At 66.4% G+C, this 15622-nt stretch carries 17 protein-coding genes and 1 pseudogene; 15 read left to right on the plus strand and 3 right to left on the minus strand.

From position 1 onward, the window contains the following. The 5 genes and pseudogenes from JMY28_RS14775 to JMY28_RS14795 form a co-directional block, all read left to right on the plus strand. Positions 1 to 396, plus strand: a pseudogene (locus JMY28_RS14775) (hopanoid biosynthesis associated radical SAM protein HpnJ); the annotation flags it as partial. Then, entirely contained in the window at positions 396 to 1307 is a 912-nt protein-coding gene (hpnK, locus tag JMY28_RS14780) for a hopanoid biosynthesis-associated protein HpnK (RefSeq protein ID WP_201697015.1), read from the plus strand. The pseudogene JMY28_RS14775 and the gene hpnK, both read left to right, overlap by 1 nt. Next, positions 1304 to 2380, plus strand: coding sequence for a lysylphosphatidylglycerol synthase domain-containing protein (locus JMY28_RS14785; RefSeq protein ID WP_201696694.1), 1077 nt, complete (start codon positions 1304 to 1306; stop codon positions 2378 to 2380). The genes hpnK and JMY28_RS14785 overlap by 4 nt, the downstream gene beginning before the upstream one ends. 80 nt (positions 2381 to 2460) lie before the next feature. Beyond that, entirely contained in the window at positions 2461 to 3042 is a 582-nt protein-coding gene (locus tag JMY28_RS14790) for a hypothetical protein (protein WP_028204757.1), read from the plus strand. A gap of 34 nt (positions 3043 to 3076) precedes the next feature. Next, positions 3077 to 4108, plus strand: a complete 1032-nt coding sequence (locus JMY28_RS14795; protein ID WP_201696695.1) for a patatin-like phospholipase family protein — start codon at positions 3077 to 3079, stop codon at positions 4106 to 4108. 22 nt (positions 4109 to 4130) lie between these two features. Here JMY28_RS14795 and JMY28_RS14800 read toward each other — a convergent pair whose 3' ends face one another. The 3 genes from JMY28_RS14800 to JMY28_RS14810 all read right to left on the minus strand — a co-directional run bounded on the left by JMY28_RS14800 (position 4131) and on the right by JMY28_RS14810 (position 5572). Beyond that, a complete protein-coding gene (locus JMY28_RS14800; RefSeq protein WP_201696696.1) occupies positions 4131 to 4469 on the minus strand; it encodes a type II toxin-antitoxin system PemK/MazF family toxin in 339 nt (112 codons plus the stop codon). Positions 4470 to 4476: 7 nt separating this feature from the next. Further along, a complete protein-coding gene (locus JMY28_RS14805) occupies positions 4477 to 4821 on the minus strand; it encodes an AbrB/MazE/SpoVT family DNA-binding domain-containing protein (RefSeq protein ID WP_236596876.1) in 345 nt (114 codons plus the stop codon). 130 nt (positions 4822 to 4951) lie between these two features. Then, positions 4952 to 5572 carry a histidine phosphatase family protein gene (locus tag JMY28_RS14810; protein WP_201696697.1) on the minus strand — a complete coding sequence of 207 codons (621 nt, stop codon included), beginning with the start codon at positions 5570 to 5572 and terminating at the stop codon, positions 4952 to 4954. Between the two features lie 229 nt (positions 5573 to 5801). On the opposite strand from JMY28_RS14810, the gene JMY28_RS14815 reads away from it, so the two are divergent. From JMY28_RS14815 to astD, 10 genes are all read left to right on the plus strand, one after another. Next, complete coding sequence (locus JMY28_RS14815) at positions 5802 to 6020, plus strand: CbtB domain-containing protein (protein WP_201696698.1); 219 nt, start codon at positions 5802 to 5804, stop codon at positions 6018 to 6020. A 13-nt stretch (positions 6021 to 6033) separates the two neighbouring features. Beyond that, a complete protein-coding gene (locus tag JMY28_RS14820) occupies positions 6034 to 6786 on the plus strand; it encodes a CbtA family protein (RefSeq protein WP_201696699.1) in 753 nt (250 codons plus the stop codon). Between the two features lie 316 nt (positions 6787 to 7102). After that, positions 7103 to 7792 (plus strand): ABC transporter permease, encoded by a 690-nt coding sequence (locus JMY28_RS14825; protein ID WP_201696700.1) that lies wholly within the window; start codon positions 7103 to 7105, stop codon positions 7790 to 7792. A gap of 13 nt (positions 7793 to 7805) precedes the next feature. Continuing rightward, positions 7806 to 8519, plus strand: a complete 714-nt coding sequence (locus tag JMY28_RS14830) for an ABC transporter permease (protein ID WP_201696701.1) — start codon at positions 7806 to 7808, stop codon at positions 8517 to 8519. Positions 8520 to 8547: 28 nt separating this feature from the next. Further along, a complete protein-coding gene (locus tag JMY28_RS14835; RefSeq protein WP_407945510.1) occupies positions 8548 to 9339 on the plus strand; it encodes an ABC transporter ATP-binding protein in 792 nt (263 codons plus the stop codon). Positions 9340 to 9495: 156 nt separating this feature from the next. After that, complete coding sequence (locus JMY28_RS14840; protein WP_236596893.1) at positions 9496 to 10467, plus strand: GlxA family transcriptional regulator; 972 nt, start codon at positions 9496 to 9498, stop codon at positions 10465 to 10467. A gap of 243 nt (positions 10468 to 10710) precedes the next feature. Next, positions 10711 to 11937 (plus strand): aspartate aminotransferase family protein, encoded by a 1227-nt coding sequence (locus JMY28_RS14845; RefSeq protein WP_201696704.1) that lies wholly within the window; start codon positions 10711 to 10713, stop codon positions 11935 to 11937. 33 nt (positions 11938 to 11970) lie between these two features. Beyond that, positions 11971 to 13062: an arginine/ornithine succinyltransferase subunit alpha gene (gene aruF / locus JMY28_RS14850; protein ID WP_201696705.1), complete on the plus strand. Its 1092-nt coding sequence runs from the start codon at positions 11971 to 11973 to the stop codon at positions 13060 to 13062. After that, the gene (gene astA, locus JMY28_RS14855; protein WP_201696706.1) at positions 13059 to 14090 is read left to right on the plus strand and encodes an arginine N-succinyltransferase; all 1032 of its coding nucleotides are present in this window, start codon (positions 13059 to 13061) and stop codon (positions 14088 to 14090) included. The genes aruF and astA overlap by 4 nt, the downstream gene beginning before the upstream one ends. Positions 14091 to 14149: 59 nt before the next feature. Continuing rightward, the gene (gene astD / locus JMY28_RS14860; RefSeq protein ID WP_201696707.1) at positions 14150 to 15613 is read left to right on the plus strand and encodes a succinylglutamate-semialdehyde dehydrogenase; all 1464 of its coding nucleotides are present in this window, start codon (positions 14150 to 14152) and stop codon (positions 15611 to 15613) included. The last annotated feature ends 9 nt before the right edge of the window (positions 15614 to 15622 follow it).

Below are 15622 nucleotides of genomic sequence, written 5' to 3' on the forward strand. Positions count from 1 at the left end.
TTCATTCTGGGGCTGCCGGGCGAGACGCAGGACACGATCAGGAAGACGATCGAGTACGCGAAGGAAATCAATCCGCACACCATTCAGGTGTCGCTCGCGGCGCCGTATCCGGGCACGACGCTCTACAAGCAGGCCGTGGAAAACGGCTGGATGGAAGAGAACAAGACCATCAACCTGGTGAGCAAGGAAGGGGTGCAGCTCGCGGCGATCGGGTATGCGCATCTGTCGCGTGAGGACATTTACCACCATCTGGAGCAGTTCTATCGCCAGTTCTATTTCCGGCCTTCGAAGATCTGGGAGATCGTGCGCGAGATGCTCACGAGCTGGGACATGATGAAGCGGCGTCTGCGCGAAGGCGTGGAGTTCTTCCGCTTCCTGCGCGCGCACGAGGCATGATGCACGGTTCGTCCCGCCGCGGTGGGCAGGATCGTCGCGCGCTCATCTTCACCGCCGACGACTTTGGCCTGCACGAGCGGGTCAACGCGGCGGTAGAGCGCGCGCATCGCGAGGGCGTGCTCGACTGCGCGAGCCTGATGGTGGCCGCGCCCGCCGCGCTCGATGCCATCGCGCGGGCGCGCCGCACGCCGGGTTTGCGCGTGGGGCTGCATCTGGTGCTGGCGGACGGCGCGGCCATGCTGCCGCGCGCGCAGATTCCCGCACTCGTCGATACGCAAGGGCGTTTTGGCGACAACATGGTTCGCGACGGCGTGCGCTTCTTCTTCCTGCCGCACGTGCGCAGGCAGCTCGCGAAGGAAATTCGCGCGCAGTTCGAAGCGTTCGCGGCGACCGGGCTCGCGCTCGATCACGTGAACACGCACAAGCATTTTCACTTGCATCCCACGGTGCTCGCGCTGATCCTCGAGATCGGCCGCGACTATGGTTTGCGCGCGATGCGTCTACCGCTCGAGGCCGGCGCGCCGTTCGCGCTCAAGCCCTGGCTCGCGCTCGTGCGCGCGCGTCTTGCTCGCGCCGGCGTCGCGCACAACGACTACGTGGTCGGCATCGCAAAGACGGGCGCAATGGACGAGGCCGCCGTGCTCGACGCGCTCGCGCATCTGCCCGCGCAGGGCGTGGGCGAGATCTACTGTCATCCGGCGCTTGCCGATGAAGCGCACGAGGGGCCTATCACGCCGTCGATGCAGACGTATCGCCATGCCGACGAATTCGGCGCGCTGATCTCGCCGCGCGTGGCCGCAGCGCTCGCTCAAGCGGGCGTGCGCCGTGGCGGCTTTCTCGACGTGTTCTTTGGCGCGGCTTCGGGCGAAGGTCCAGCCGCCTCACAGGGCGTGCGGGCGCCGGCGTCATGAAGTGGCTGCAATGGCTGGGCCTGCCGATCGGGATCGCCATCCTGATCGGTCTCGTCGTACATAACGGCGCGCACGACGTGCTGCGTGTGATTGGCACGGCAGGCCCCATGCTGCTCTGGCTCGTGCCATTCCACGCGCTGCCGCTTCTGCTCGACGCGCAGGCGTGGCGCCTGCTGCTCGACAAGCGCGCGCCGCTCACTTTCCTCTGGTGGACCGCGACCGTGCGCGAGGCCGTGAACCGGTTGCTGCCCGTGGTTGGCGTAGGCGGCGAACTCGTCGGCATTCGCCTCGCGCGCTGGAAGGTGCGCAATGCGAGCGAGGTCACGGCTTCGGTGATCGTCGAGGTGTTCGTGACGATTGCCGTGCAATATGCGTTCTCGGCGCTCGGCGTCGTGCTGATCGTCGCGGCGACCGGCGACGGCGGTTCGCTTCGCACCATCGTCACGATCGCACTCGCGCTCGTGCTCTCGGCGCCGTTGCCCGTGCTCGCTGTGTTCCTGTTGCGTCGCGGCGGCGTATTTCATGCGATCGAACGCTGGGCCGCGCGCCTGCTCGGCACCGACAATCCGCTCATGTCCGGCCTCGACGGCAAGCAGCTCGACGCCGATCTCGATGCGTTGATGTCGCGCACCGGCCTCATGTTTCGCGCCTTCTTCTGGCAGCTCGGCGGCTACATGCTCGGCGCGTTCGAGACGTGGTGGGCGCTCGCGCTGCTCGGTCATCCGGTCTCGGTGGGCGATGCGCTCGCCATCGAAGCCATCACCCAGGCCGTGCGCCATGCCGCTTTCATGGTGCCTGCCGGCCTCGGCGTGCAGGAAGTCGCCGTGGTGCTGCTCGCACAGCTCTTTGGCGTGGGCCAGGAAGTGGCGTTCTCGCTTGCGCTCGTCAAGCGCATGCGCGAAGTGGTGTTCGGCGTGCTCGCGCTGCTGACGTGGCAGGGCGCCGAAATCGTTCGGGCGCGTCGCGCATTGCGCCACGGCGCGCAGTCGGGAGATGCGCTGCCCGCCGTGGCGAACGTCCGCGCGCACATGGCCCGCCCGAAGCGGGACTCACAGCACGATCAGGTCCATTGACGGTACATTGTGAGCATGTCGGCGCGCCGGTTCTTCGGGCACGCGTAGACGCAAGCCCATGCTGATGCGTTAGCAAGGACATGAAGCCCACGTTTTCACTCACGCGTTCGCTCGCGCTCGCGTGCGCCGCCACGGCGGCGTTCACGCTTTCCGGCTGCGACGATCGCCAGTTCGATGCCATGCTCGACACCATCCGGCAGGGATTCAAGGCGTTCTTCGATTCCGTGAAGCCCGACGCGCTGCTGCTCAAGGGCCTCACGCCAGGCGTTTCCACGCTCGAGCAGGTGCGCGAGCAAATGGGCAAGCCGGAAACCGAGCGCGTGTTCGACGACGGCTCGCGCCGCCTCGAATATCCGCGCGGCCCGCAGGGTCTCAAGACCTGGATGGTCGACATCGGCCCGAACGGGCGGCTCGTGGCCATTACCCAGGCGCTCACGGCGGAAAACTTCGCGAAGATCCGCGTCGGCATGAGTGAGGACGAGGTGCGGCGCCTGCTCGGCAAGCCGGGGCAGGTTGCCGGCTACCGCTTGAAGAAGGAGACGGTGTGGAGCTGGAAGTGGCTGGAAGGGGGCGTGACGCCCGAAGCGTATTTCAACGTGCATTTCGGACCGGACGGGCGGGTCACGACGACCTCGCGCTCGGACGTGATCCGCGGGCGCTGACGCAGTTGACTCACGACCACGCCAGGAGGCGCGCATGATGAACCGGCGACGGCCCAAGCGTGTGGGGCTCGTGCTCGGTGGGGGCGCGGCGCGCGGCTGGGCGCATATCGGCGCGATTCGCGCGCTCGAGGAAGCGGGCATCAAGCCCGACGTGGTGTGCGGCACGTCGATCGGCGCGCTCGTCGGCGCCGTGTACGCGAACGGCGATCTCGACTGGCTCGAGGACTGGGTGAGCAAACTCACCTGGCAGACCGTGGTGCGTCTGCTCGACTTGCGTTTTTCGGGCGGGCTGCTCGGCGGGCGCAAGGTGATCGACCTTTTTGCGCACCAGTTCAACGGCCGCTCGATCGATGACCTGAGGCTGCCGTTCACGGCGGTCGCCACCGAACTCGACACGGGGCGGGAGGTCTGGCTGCGCGAAGGCGGCGTGGTGGACGCCGTGCGCGCGTCGATTGCGATTCCAGGCATCTTCACGCCGATCTGGCATGACGGCGTGTGGCTCGTCGACGGCGGGCTCAGCAACCCGGTGCCGGTGTCCGCCGCGCGCGCGATGCGTGCCGACACCGTGATCGCCATCGATCTGAATCACGACATTCTCAACGGCCGCGACCTGGGCGGCGCGATCGACACGATGCCGCGCGAGTTGCCCGTGGAGGCGAGCGACGCGGCGACGGCGGCATCGGCAGCGGCGGGTAGCGCCGCCAGTGACGCTGAAAGCACTAACGCGGCGCCTGGACCACTCCTGCGCCGCAACGGCAAGCGCTTCCCGCGCTGGCTGCAACCGGCCGGTCCCGGCGCGGCAGGCGGGCCGGACGTGCGGGTGGCGCCGCCGCCTAGCACGCGCGTGCCCTCCGTGTTGAGTTCGGTGGCCCAGAGCATCGACATCATGCAGGTGCGCATTACGCGCAGCCGCCTGGCGGGCGAGCCCGCCGATGTGCTGATCCAGCCGCGCCTGGGCGGCATGGGCATCTTCGACTTTCATCGCGCTGGACCTGCCATCGAAGAAGGGCGCGCGGCCGTGCAGTACATGATGCCGGCCATCAAGGCGCAGTTGGGGCTGGACTAGGGCGCTTTCTGTGCGCTGCCGGCTACAGATCCAGAATGCCGGCGACGGCGAACTTCGCCGCCTCCAGTTCCTCGCCTGTCGCCGACTCTCCCTTGTGCCGCCAGACTCTGCCCGCTAGCGACAGCGTCGTAACCTGGTCGGCCATCGCGACGCAGGGCCTGGCAAGTCCGCTGAGCGGGATTTCCGACTCCCACCCGTGAATGGTACTGGTGACAGGCAGTCCGACGAAGCGGGTCGTGAGTTCGTTGAACTCGGAGTCGGTGAGGACGAGGACTGGACGATAGCCGTCCTGCTCGCTGCCTGCGCCCGGCCCGACGTTGAGCCAGAGGATGTCGCCTGCGTCTGGTGTTCCGTTCTTCATGCGTTCCTTACCATAGGTCGAAACGCGTGGGGTCATCGGGTCCGCCGATCTCGGTCCCTTGCGGCTGGCCGAAGTCGATGAGCGGGTGCGGCTCGAGCTTCCTCTCGCGCAACTGCTGCAAATACCGCTCACGCGAGAAGCGCCGGATCGCCGTGTGCGGGCGAACCGTGAGCGACCCATCTTCGACGTCCACCTCGACTTCCTGCCCCTCCGCCAACGCCAGTTTGCTGGCAAGGCTGGCCGGAATGCGCACCGCAAGGCTGTTTCCCCAACGCTTCAGGGTTTGTATCGCCATTTCGTCCTCGTACTGAATTAGCCGTCTGGCCAATAACGTATTGAGTTTGATGTCCATACCTGATCGCCGTGTATCTACGTGGTTGATACAGTGTCGATGCTAGGCTTCGGATTCATGCGTGTCAACGCGTTGATACGTGCTATGTTCGCGGCGCATGTACACAGATCAAGGAATGCTGTCCCTATCCTCAGTCCTTCGCCGCGCGCCACGCCCAGCCGTGCTGGGTGCGGCGTAGCGCGGTCACGGAAAGCGGCGCGATTTCGATCGAGCGAAAACCCGACGACGGCGCGCCCAGCGCGTGAAGAATCGCTGCGCGCATCACGCTCGCGTGCGTGAAGGCGATCACATCGAGCCCGGAGTCGGAGACCGTCTCGAGCCAGGCGCTGACGCGCGCGCGAACATCGTCGAACGATTCGCCGCCGCCTGGCGGCCTGAAGGCGGGATCGCGCGTCCAGGCGGCCAGTGCGTCGGGCGCTTCATGTGCAAGATCCGCAAGGCGCTTGCCCTGCCACGCGCCGAAGGCCGTGTCGGCGAGCGCGTCGCGTGGCGTTGCTCCGGCGAAGCCCGCCGCGTGTGCGCTCGCTCGCGCGATCGCCGCGGGACTCGTGAGCGCGCGCGGCGCCTCGCCATTGCGCTCAGCGCCGGCCAGCCGCGCGTGCCAGCGCTCGCGCCATGCAGCAAGCGCCTCGAGTGCTCGGGCATCGAGCCCTTCTTCGGCGTTATCGCCCGCTACAGGCGTTCGCGGGAACATTCCCGAGCGCAGCGCGGCATTCGCCGCATGACTCACCAGCCAGACGGTCGTCGGCATGCTTTTCCTTACGCATCACTTCCCTGTGGCTGACATTCGGTCCGCGGCCAGCCGTCGCAGCGCGTAGAATACAGGCTCCACGACACGCGGAAGCCGGTGCAAGTCCGGCGCGGTCGCGCCACTGTAACTGGTTGCCGTCGATTGAATCGAAGCAACGGGAGTCAGACCTGCGCGTCGTGAATCACTCTTTCAACGACTAGCAGGGCGCGTAACCCCAGGAGAAGTCAGCATGTCCGAAACCTCATTCCCCTTGCAGCACGCACCGGCCGCGCCGGCGCCCATTCCGCTGCGAGAGATCCTGCCCTGGGCGATCTTCGGCGGCCTCATGCTGCTGCTGGCCCTGTACTTCGTGGGCGCCGAGCAAGGCGCTACCTCGCTCGTTCCCGGCATGTACGTCCACGAATTCGTTCACGACGGCCGTCATCTGCTCGGCTTTCCCTGCCACTGACCGGGAGCTGAATATGGTTGGCAAGTTGCTGGTACGCGGCATGCTCGCAGGCATCGCCGCGGGACTCCTCACGTTCGGCTTCGCGAAGATCGCGGGCGAGCCCCAGGTCGATCAGGCGATTTCCTTCGAAGAAAAGGCCGACGCCGCGAAGGGTGAGGCACCCGAACCCGAAATCGTGAGCCGCAAGACCCAGGCGAGCATCGGGCTCTTCACGGGCGTGATGGTCTATGGCGCGTCGATCGGCGGCCTCTTTGCACTCGTCTTCGCCTATGCGAACGGTCGCGCGGGGCGTCTTTCGCCACGCGCGCTCTCGGCCTGGCTCGCGCTCGCGGCGTTCGTCGCGATCTACGTGGTGCCGAACATCAAATATCCGGCGAATCCGCCCTCGGTCGGCGACCCGGAGACGATCGGCTATCGAACCGGGCTCTTCTTCCTGATGATCGCGATCTCGATCGCCGTGTCGGTGTTCTCGCTCAAGGCGCGCGCCGCGTTGGTGCCGCGCCTCGGCGTCTGGAACGCTTCGATCGTGGCGCTCGTGCTGTTCGTCGTCGTGATCGGCGCGGTCCAGTTCGCGCTGCCGACCATCAACGAGGTGCCCGCCGCCTTCCCGGCCGTGTTGCTGTGGAAGTTCCGCACGGTGTCGATCGGCATGCAGGTCATCCTCTGGACCACGATCGGCCTGCTGTTTGGCGCGCTCGCCGAAAAGCTGATTGGTGCGAACGCCCGTGCGGGCAGCGCGCGCGGCACGCAAACGCGCGCCGCATAAGCGCCCCAGGGGCGCTGGGCGCACATCGCGCGCCTATCGAAAAAGCGACCCCAAACTTGCGTAAATGCCCCGCGCACCTCGCGTACCGGGGCATTTTTTTTCGCCTTTCAAAAGCATCGGGCCCGCGGCTGCGTGGGCCCGATCCGCGCGCGTCGATGCGCCGCACTGCAATGCTGCACTGCAATATCCGCGCCGCGCTAGTTTGAGCAATCCATTTTGCACTGAGACGATCCGCGCCAGTTCATCGGTTTGCGCGGCGCTCCTATGCCGCGCGAGGCCGCCCGAAACGACAAAACGAATTGATCCGGAGACGCGCGTGATCCTTTACGGCTTTGGCCCGGTGCTGCTCGCCGGCACGATCCAGACCATCGAACTTTCGCTCCTCTCGCTCGGCGTGGCGGTCCTGCTCGGCCTGGCCGGCGCGGCGGCCAAGCTTTCGTTCAACCGGCCGCTCGCGGCCGTGGCGACCGCCTACACGACGCTGATCCGCTCGGTGCCCGACCTCGTTCTGATGCTGCTGCTCTTCTACAGCATCCAGATCGGCGTGAACGAGGCCACCGACGCGCTCGGCATGGCGCAGATCGATATCGATCCGTTCGTGGCCGGTGTCGTCACGCTCGGCTTCATCTACGGCGCGTACTTCACCGAGACCTTTCGCGGCGCGTTTCTCGCGGTGCCGCGCGGCCAGCTCGAAGCGGGGCACGCCTACGGCATGAGCGGCGTGCGCGTGTTCGCCCGCATCCTCTTTCCGCAGATGATGCGTTTCGCGCTGCCCGGCATCGGCAACAACTGGCAGGTGCTCGTGAAAGCGACAGCGCTCGTTTCGATCATCGGTCTCGCCGATGTCGTGAAGGCCGCCCAGGACGCGGGCCGAAGCACCTTCAACCTGTTCTTCTTCCTCGTGATCGCGGCGCTTATCTATCTCGCGATCACCACGCTCTCGAACTTCGCGCTCATCTGGCTCGAACGCCGCTATTCGGTGGGCGTGCGTCACGCGCAACTCTGAGGAAACGGCTGCCATGAACGAAATCATTCAGCAATTCGGCCGCGCGTTCCTCTACTGGGACGGCGAACATGTGTCGGGCCTCGCGATGACGCTGTGGCTGCTCGTGATCTCGGTGGCTTTCGGCTTCGTGTGCGCGGTGCCGCTCGCCGTGGCGCGCGTGTCGAGCCGCCGCTGGCTTTCGCTGCCGGTGCGCTTCTACACCTACGTATTTCGCGGCACGCCGCTTTATGTGCAGTTGCTGCTCATCTACACGGGCGTGTACAGTCTCGCGTTCATCCGCGCGGAGCCGCTCCTCGACGCGTTCTTTCGCAGCGGCCTCAACTGCGCGGTCCTCGCGTTTGCACTGAACACCTGCGCGTACACGACTGAGATTTTCGCGGGCGCAATTCGCGCCACGTCGCACGGCGAAGTGGAGGCGGCGCGCGCCTACGGCATGAGCCCGTTCACGATGTACTGGCGCGTGGTCCTGCCCTCGGCGCTGCGCCGCGCACTGCCGCTGTACAGTAACGAAGTGATCCTGATGCTGCACGCGACCACGGTGGCCTTCACCGCCACGGTGCCCGACATCCTCAAGGTCGCGCGCGACGCCAACTCGGCCACTTACCGCTCGTTCGAGTCGTTCGGCCTCGCGGCGCTGATCTACTGTGCGGTATCGTTCGTGCTGGTGGCCGCGTTTCGCCGCGCCGAAAAACGCTGGCTCGGCCATCTCGCCGTGCGCACCCGCTGATTCACCGGAACCTCGGAAACTGGAGACCATCTTGGCTCAGACGCAATCCTCAGATAGCAAGCTCGTCGCGCGCGAGATCCACAAGCGCTACGGCGACAACGAGGTGCTCAAAGGCGTCTCGCTCGACGCGAAGAAGGGCGACGTGATCAGCATCATCGGCGCGAGCGGCTCGGGCAAGAGCACGTTCCTGCGCTGCATCAATTTCCTCGAGAAGCCGAACGCGGGCGAGATCGTCGTGGACGGCGAGACCGTGCGCACGAAGGCGGGCCGCAACGGCGACCTCGAGGTGGCGGACCACAAGCAACTGCAGCGCATCCGCACCAAGCTTGCGATGGTGTTCCAGCACTTCAATCTCTGGTCGCACATGAACGTGCTGGAGAACGTGATGGAAGCGCCCTTGCACGTGCTGGGCGTGCCGCGCAAGGAAGCCGAGGACCGCGCGCGGCAGTATCTGGAGAAAGTGGGCCTCGCGCCTCGCGTGGAGAAGCAATATCCCGCGCATCTTTCGGGTGGCCAGCAGCAGCGCGTGGCGATTGCGCGCGCGCTTGCCATGCATCCCGACGTGATGCTGTTCGACGAGCCGACTTCGGCGCTCGACCCCGAACTCGTGGGCGAAGTGCTCAAGGTGATGCAAAAGCTTGCCGAAGAAGGCCGCACGATGATCGTCGTGACGCACGAAATGGGCTTTGCGCGCAACGTCTCGAATCATGTGATGTTCCTGCACCAGGGGCGCACGGAGGAAGAGGGCTCGCCCGCGGATGTGCTCGGCGCGCCGAAGAGCGATCGTCTGCGCCAGTTCCTCTCGGGCAGCCTCAAGTAAGCGGCGCGTTCGATTTCACGCCGCGTCTCGCCGATGGTCCGTTCCCCCGTTCTCCCTTCCACTAGCGTTCCTGCCGCCGCGCCCGGCGGCCAGGCGCCGCTCGCGCGCGCCGGCCGCACCACCCAGGTCGCGATCGTCGCGCTGCCGCCCGTTTCGATGTCGGGTGTGGGCCCGATCGTCGATGCGCTCAATCTCGCCAACGAGATCGACGGCCGCGCGCTGTACCGCTGGCAGACGTGCTCGTGGAACGGCCGCCCCGTGCCCCTTGCGGGTGGCGCGCAATGGCCCGCCGACTGTGCGTTCGGCGACGCCGTGTCGTGCGACTGGCTCATCGTCGTGACCGAGCGCTACCAGCAGTTCGCCGACTATCGCCTGTTTCTCGCGAGCCTGGCGCGCGTGGGGCAGCGCACGCCGCTCGTCACGGGCATTCATCACGGCATCTGGTGGCTCGCGATGGCAGGGCAGTTGCAGGGATACCGCGTGGCCGCGAACTGGGAGACGTTCCAGCAGTTCGCCGAGCAGTTCGAGCGCACCATCGTCACGCAGCACATCTACGAAATCGACCGCGACCGCGCGACCTGCGCGGGTGGCCAGGCCACGCTCGACTTCATGTTCGCGATGATCGGCCGCGACCACGGCCCGGAACTTGCCGAGCGCATTGCCGACGCGCTGGGCGCAAGCACGCTGCGCAGCGGCGATGAGCGCCAGCGCATTCCGTTCGTGACCGCGCCGGGCGAGCGGCACCCGCGCCTGAACGACGCGCTCAAGCTGATGGAAGCGAATATCGAGGACCCGCTCACGACCGACGACATCGCGAATCTCGTGGGCGTCTCGCGGCGCCAGCTCGAGCGGCTCTTTCGCCAGTACCTTGGCGCGATGCCTTCCAAGTACTACCTGGGCCTGCGTCTTGCCAAGGCGCGCTCGCAGTTGCAGCGCACCAGCAAGTCGGTAGTGCAGATCAGTCTCGCGTGCGGTTTTTCTTCGGCGGCGCATTTTTCGAATGCTTACCGTGAGCGCTTCGGCGTCACGCCGCGCGAGGACCGCCGCAACTGGATCGAGCGCCAGCACGGCGGAGCCGCCGCCGAGCCGCGCGCGGGCGCGCTCGTCGAGCCGCCGGAAGTTCAGTAAAACGTAGCCGCGGCGCCGCAAGCGCACGGGCCTCGCAGGTTCCGTACGAGGTTCCGTACGAAAAAACGCGTCGCGCCTGCGCAAGACGTTTGCGCGCAGCTTGCCTACACTGCACAGGTGTCGACGGGACTCGATGCTTGAGCACTGAGTCCCGTCCCAGGCAAAGCCACCCGAGCGAAAGGGCACGGCCCCAACGCACATCGACCCCGAATTCGACACGCACTGCGTAATAGAGGAATCACCATGAACGACCAGACTGTGAGCCGCAAGACCTTCGATGAAGTGATGGTGCCGTGTTTCTCGCCCGCACCGTTCGTGCCGGATCGCGGTGTTGGCTCGCGCGTGTGGGACACCGAGGGCCGCGATTACATCGACTTCGCGTGCGGCATCGCCGTGACCTCGCTCGGCCACGCGCACCCGGAGCTGCTGCGCGTGCTGCAGGAGCAGGGCAGCAAGCTCTGGCACATCGGCAATGGCTACACCAACGAGCCGGTGCTGCGCCTCGCGCGTCAGCTCGAAGCCCTCACGTTCGCCGACCGCGCGTTCTTCGCGAACTCGGGCGCGGAAGCCAATGAGGCGGCGCTCAAGCTCGCGCGCCGCGTGGCCTTCGAGCGGCACGGCGCCGACAAGTTCGAGATCGTCTCGTTCACGCAGTCGTTCCATGGGCGCACGTTCTTCACCGTGAGCGTGGGCGGCCAGCCCAAGTATTCGGAAGGCTTTGGCCCCGTGCCGGGCGGAATCACGCATCTGCCGTACAACGACATCGAAGCGGCGAAGCGCGCGATCGGCGCGCAGACCTGCGCCGTAATCGTCGAGCCGGTGCAGGGCGAGGGCGGCGTGATCCCCGCCGATCCTGCATTCCTGCACGCGCTGCGCGAAGCGTGCGACGCGCACGGCGCGCTGCTGATTTTCGACGAGGTGCAAAGCGGCGTGGGCCGCACGGGCCACTTCTACGCCTACGAAGATACGGGCGTCACGCCCGACATCCTCACGACGGCCAAGGCGCTCGGCAACGGCTTCCCGATCGGCGCGATGCTCACGACCGAGGCGATTGCCGCGCACTTCAAGGTCGGCGTGCATGGCACGACCTATGGCGGCAATCCGCTGGGCGCCGCGATTGCGGGCAAGGTGGTCGAACTGGTGAGCGATCCGGCGCTGCTGGCAGGCGTGCGTGCGCGCGGCGAAGCGATTCGCGGCAAGCTCGCGAAGATCAACGAGCGCTTCGACATGTTCAAGGAGGTGCGCGGCAAGGGTCTGTTGATCGGCGCCGAACTGAACGCGCGCTTTGCCGGTCGCGCCAAGGACTTCAACGCGGCGGCCGCGAATCGCGGTGTGATGATGCTGATTGCGGGGCCGGACGTGCTGCGCTTCGCGCCGTCGCTCATCATCCCGGAAGCGGACCTCGACGAAGGCTTTGCGCGCTTCGAGCAGGCCTGCAATGACGTCATTGGCGTCACCGGCACGCGCTGATCGCAGCGCGCGCAACCGTACATAGGACCGACGATGCTATTCGTTCGCCCCGCCAGGCTTTCCGATCTCGACGCGATCGCCCAGATGGCGCGCACCGCGCAACCGGTGCTGCATTCGCTGCCGCACGACCGCGCGGCGCTCGAAGCGCGCATCGCGCTTTCAGAAGATTCGTTTCGCGCGGACGTGGACTTCCCCGGTGAGGAGTTCTATCTATTCGTGCTCGAAGATTCCGCCACGGGCCGGCTCGTCGGCACTTCGAGCATCGTGGCGGCGGCCGGCTACGCCGAGCCGTTCTACGCGTTTCGCAACGACGCGCTCATTCATGCGTCGCGTGAGCTGCACGTGAACCGCAAGATTCACGCGCTGACGATGTCGCACGAACTTACGGGCAAGAGCCGTCTCGCGGGCTTTTACATCGAGCCTTCGCTGCGCGGCGACGCGGCCGCGCATCTCATGTCGCGCGCGCGCATGATGTACGTCGCGATGAACCGTCGGCGCTTCACGCCCGAAGTCTTCACGCTGCTGCTTGGCGTGACCGACGACAAGGGCGCGTCGCCGTTCTGGGAAGCCGTGGGGCGCAAGTTCTTCGGGCGCGATTTCAAGGACATCGAATTGGCCTCGGGCGGCCGCAGCCGCACCTTCATCGCCGAAGTGATGCCGGCTTACCCGATCTATGTGCCGCTGCTGCCGGAGCCGGCTCAGCGCGTGCTCGGCGAGCCCGATCCGAGCGCCTTGCTCGCTTACGAAATCCATCTGGAAGAGGGCTTCGAGCCGGACGGCTACGTCGATATCTTCGACGCGGGCCCGGTGCTCACCGCGCAGGTGGATCGCACGTCCTCGGTCGCCGGAAGCGAGGCGCGCACGGTGCGCGAAGTTGCGCTCGCAACGAATCTGGAAGGCGCGGCGTATCTGGTTGCGAGCCAACGCGCGGGCGAGTTCCGTTGCGTGCTCGCGACGTTGCCTGAAAGCGAGAAGGGCGCACGCACGGCGGGAGGTCACTTCGCGCCGCTCGACGCCGCCGCGCGCGCCGCACTCGGCGTGCAGGACGGCGAACCGGTGCGCTGTGCACCGCTTTATCGCGCCACCCCGCAAACAGAGGATGCCTACATGGGAGACGCACAATGATCGTGGTACGCGTCGTGCAAACGGGCGACGTGGACGCGCTCGTCGCGCTCGCCCAGGAAACGGGCCCCGGCCTCACCACCTTCAAGCCCGACCGCGAGGCGCTCAAGGCGCGCATCGAGCGCGCACGGCGCACGCTGGCAGGTGAGGCCGAGTTGCGCGAAGCCGGCTACTTCTTCGTGATGGAAGACACGTCAACGGGCGACGTGGCGGGCGTGTGCGGCATCGAAACGGCCGTGGGACTGGAGCAGCCGTTCTACAACTACCGCGTGAGCACGGTGGTGCACGCGAGCCAGGAACTCGGCATCTGGACGCGCATGCGCGCGCTCAATATCTCGCACGATCTCACGGGTTATGCCGAGGTGTGTTCGCTCTTTCTCTCGCCGCGTTATCGCACGGGCGGAGTGGGTGGGCTGCTTTCGCGCTCGCGCTTCATGTTCATCGCGCAGTTTCGCGAGCGTTTTCCCGAGCGCCTGTGCGCGGAATTGCGCGGCCATTTCGACGCGCAAGGCACGTCACCGTTCTGGCGCGCGGTCGGTTCGCACTTCTACCAGATCGATTTCAACGCTGCCGACTACCTGAGCTCGCATGGGCGCAAGTCGTTCCTCGCGGAGTTGATGCCGCGTTACCCGGTGTACGTCGAACTCCTGCCCGACGAAGCGCAGGCATGCGTCGGCCTCACGCATGCCGACACGATTCCCGCGCGGCGCATGCTCGAAGCCGAGGGGCTGCGCTACGAGAATCACGTCGATATCTTCGACGCGGGCCCGGTACTCGAATGCCATATCAGCGACCTGCGCACGGTGCGCGACAGCCTGGTGGTGCCGGTTGAAATCGGCGAGGCGCATGCGCAAGAGGGCGTGCGCTCGCTCGTGTCGAATACGTCGCTTGGCGATTTCCGCGTGGGTTTCGCGCCGGGCGTCGTGCACGACGGCGTGTTCACGCTAAGTGCCAGGGAGGCGGCGGCACTGAACGTCGCGGCGGGTGAACCGGTGCGCGTGCTCGGCCCCGCAGCAAAGCACAAGCCATAAACCTGCATGGGACCAGAGTAAGCGCTAAAGCGCCAACTCTGGTCGACACAAGGATGACCATGAACGAGCTTTACATCGATGGACAATGGTGCGCGGCCTCGGGCCCCGCGTTCGTTTCGCGCAACCCCGGGACCGGCGAGACCGTGTGGAGCGGCAACGCCGCGAGCGAGAAAGATGTCGATCGCGCCGTGAGCGCCGCGCGCCGCGCGTTTGCCGCGTGGTCGCAAACGCCGCTCGAAGCGCGCTGCGAGATCGTGAAGCGTTTCGCCGCGCTCGTCACCGAGAAGAAGGAAACGCTTGCACAGGCCATTGGCCGCGAAACCGGCAAGCCGCTCTGGGAAGCGCGCACCGAAGCCGCGTCGATGGCCGCGAAGGTTGCCATTTCGATCACCGCTTACAGCGAGCGCACCGGCGAGAAGCGCGCGCAGATGGCCGACGGCGTGGCGGTGCTGCGTCATCGCCCGCATGGCGTCGTTGCCGTGTTCGGTCCGTACAACTTCCCGGGCCACTTGCCCAATGGCCATATCGTGCCGGCGCTCATCGCGGGCAACGCTGTCGTGTTCAAGCCTTCGGAACTCGCGCCAGAAGTTGCGCGCGCAACGGTCGAGCTCTGGCGCGAAGCCGGCTTGCCCGCGGGCGTGCTCAACCTCGTGCAGGGCGAGCGCGACACAGGCATTGCGCTTGCGAATCACAAGCAGATCGACGGGCTTTTCTTCACGGGCAGTTCGGACACCGGCACGCTGCTGCATCGCCAGTTCGGCGGCCGGCCCGAGATCGTGCTCGCGCTGGAGATGGGCGGCAATAATCCGCTCGTCGTCGCACCGGTCGAGGATATCGACGCAGCCGTACATCACACGATCCAGTCGGCGTTTCTTTCGGCGGGGCAGCGCTGCACCTGCGCGCGCCGCATTCTCGTGCCGGCGGACGCATTCGGCGAGCGCTTCCTTGCGCGCTTCGTCGAAGTGAGTTCGCGCATTACCGTGGGCGAGTACGACGCCGAGCCGCAGCCCTTCATGGGCGCCGTGATTTCGGCGCGCGCGGCGGGCAAGCTGATGAGCGCGCAGGCGCAGTTGCTCGAGCGCGGCGCACGCGCCTTGCTGCCGATGGCGCAACGTGATCCGGCGCTCGGCTTCGTGACTCCCGGAATTCTCGACGTGACCGGCGTGGCGGACTTGCCCGACGAGGAGCACTTCGGGCCGCTCGCGCAGATTATCCGCTACGCGGGTTTCGACGACGCGATCGCGCAGGCCAACAACACGGCGTACGGGCTCTCGGCGGGCCTGCTCGCCGACGACGAAGCGCTATGGCAGCGTTTCACGCGCGAAATCCGCGCGGGCGTCGTGAACTGGAACCGGCCGACCAACGGGGCGTCGAGCGGCGCGCCGTTCGGCGGCGCGGGCCGCTCGGGCAACCACCGGCCGAGCGCGTACTACGCCGCCGACTACTGCGCCTACCCGATGGCCTCGGTAGAAAGCACGCAATTGCAGATGCCCGCGAGCGTATCGCCGGGTCTTTACTTCTAAGGAACGACG

It is taken from the genome of Paraburkholderia hiiakae (genome assembly GCF_904848665.1).
Classification (GTDB): Bacteria; Pseudomonadota; Gammaproteobacteria; order Burkholderiales; family Burkholderiaceae; genus Paraburkholderia; species Paraburkholderia hiiakae.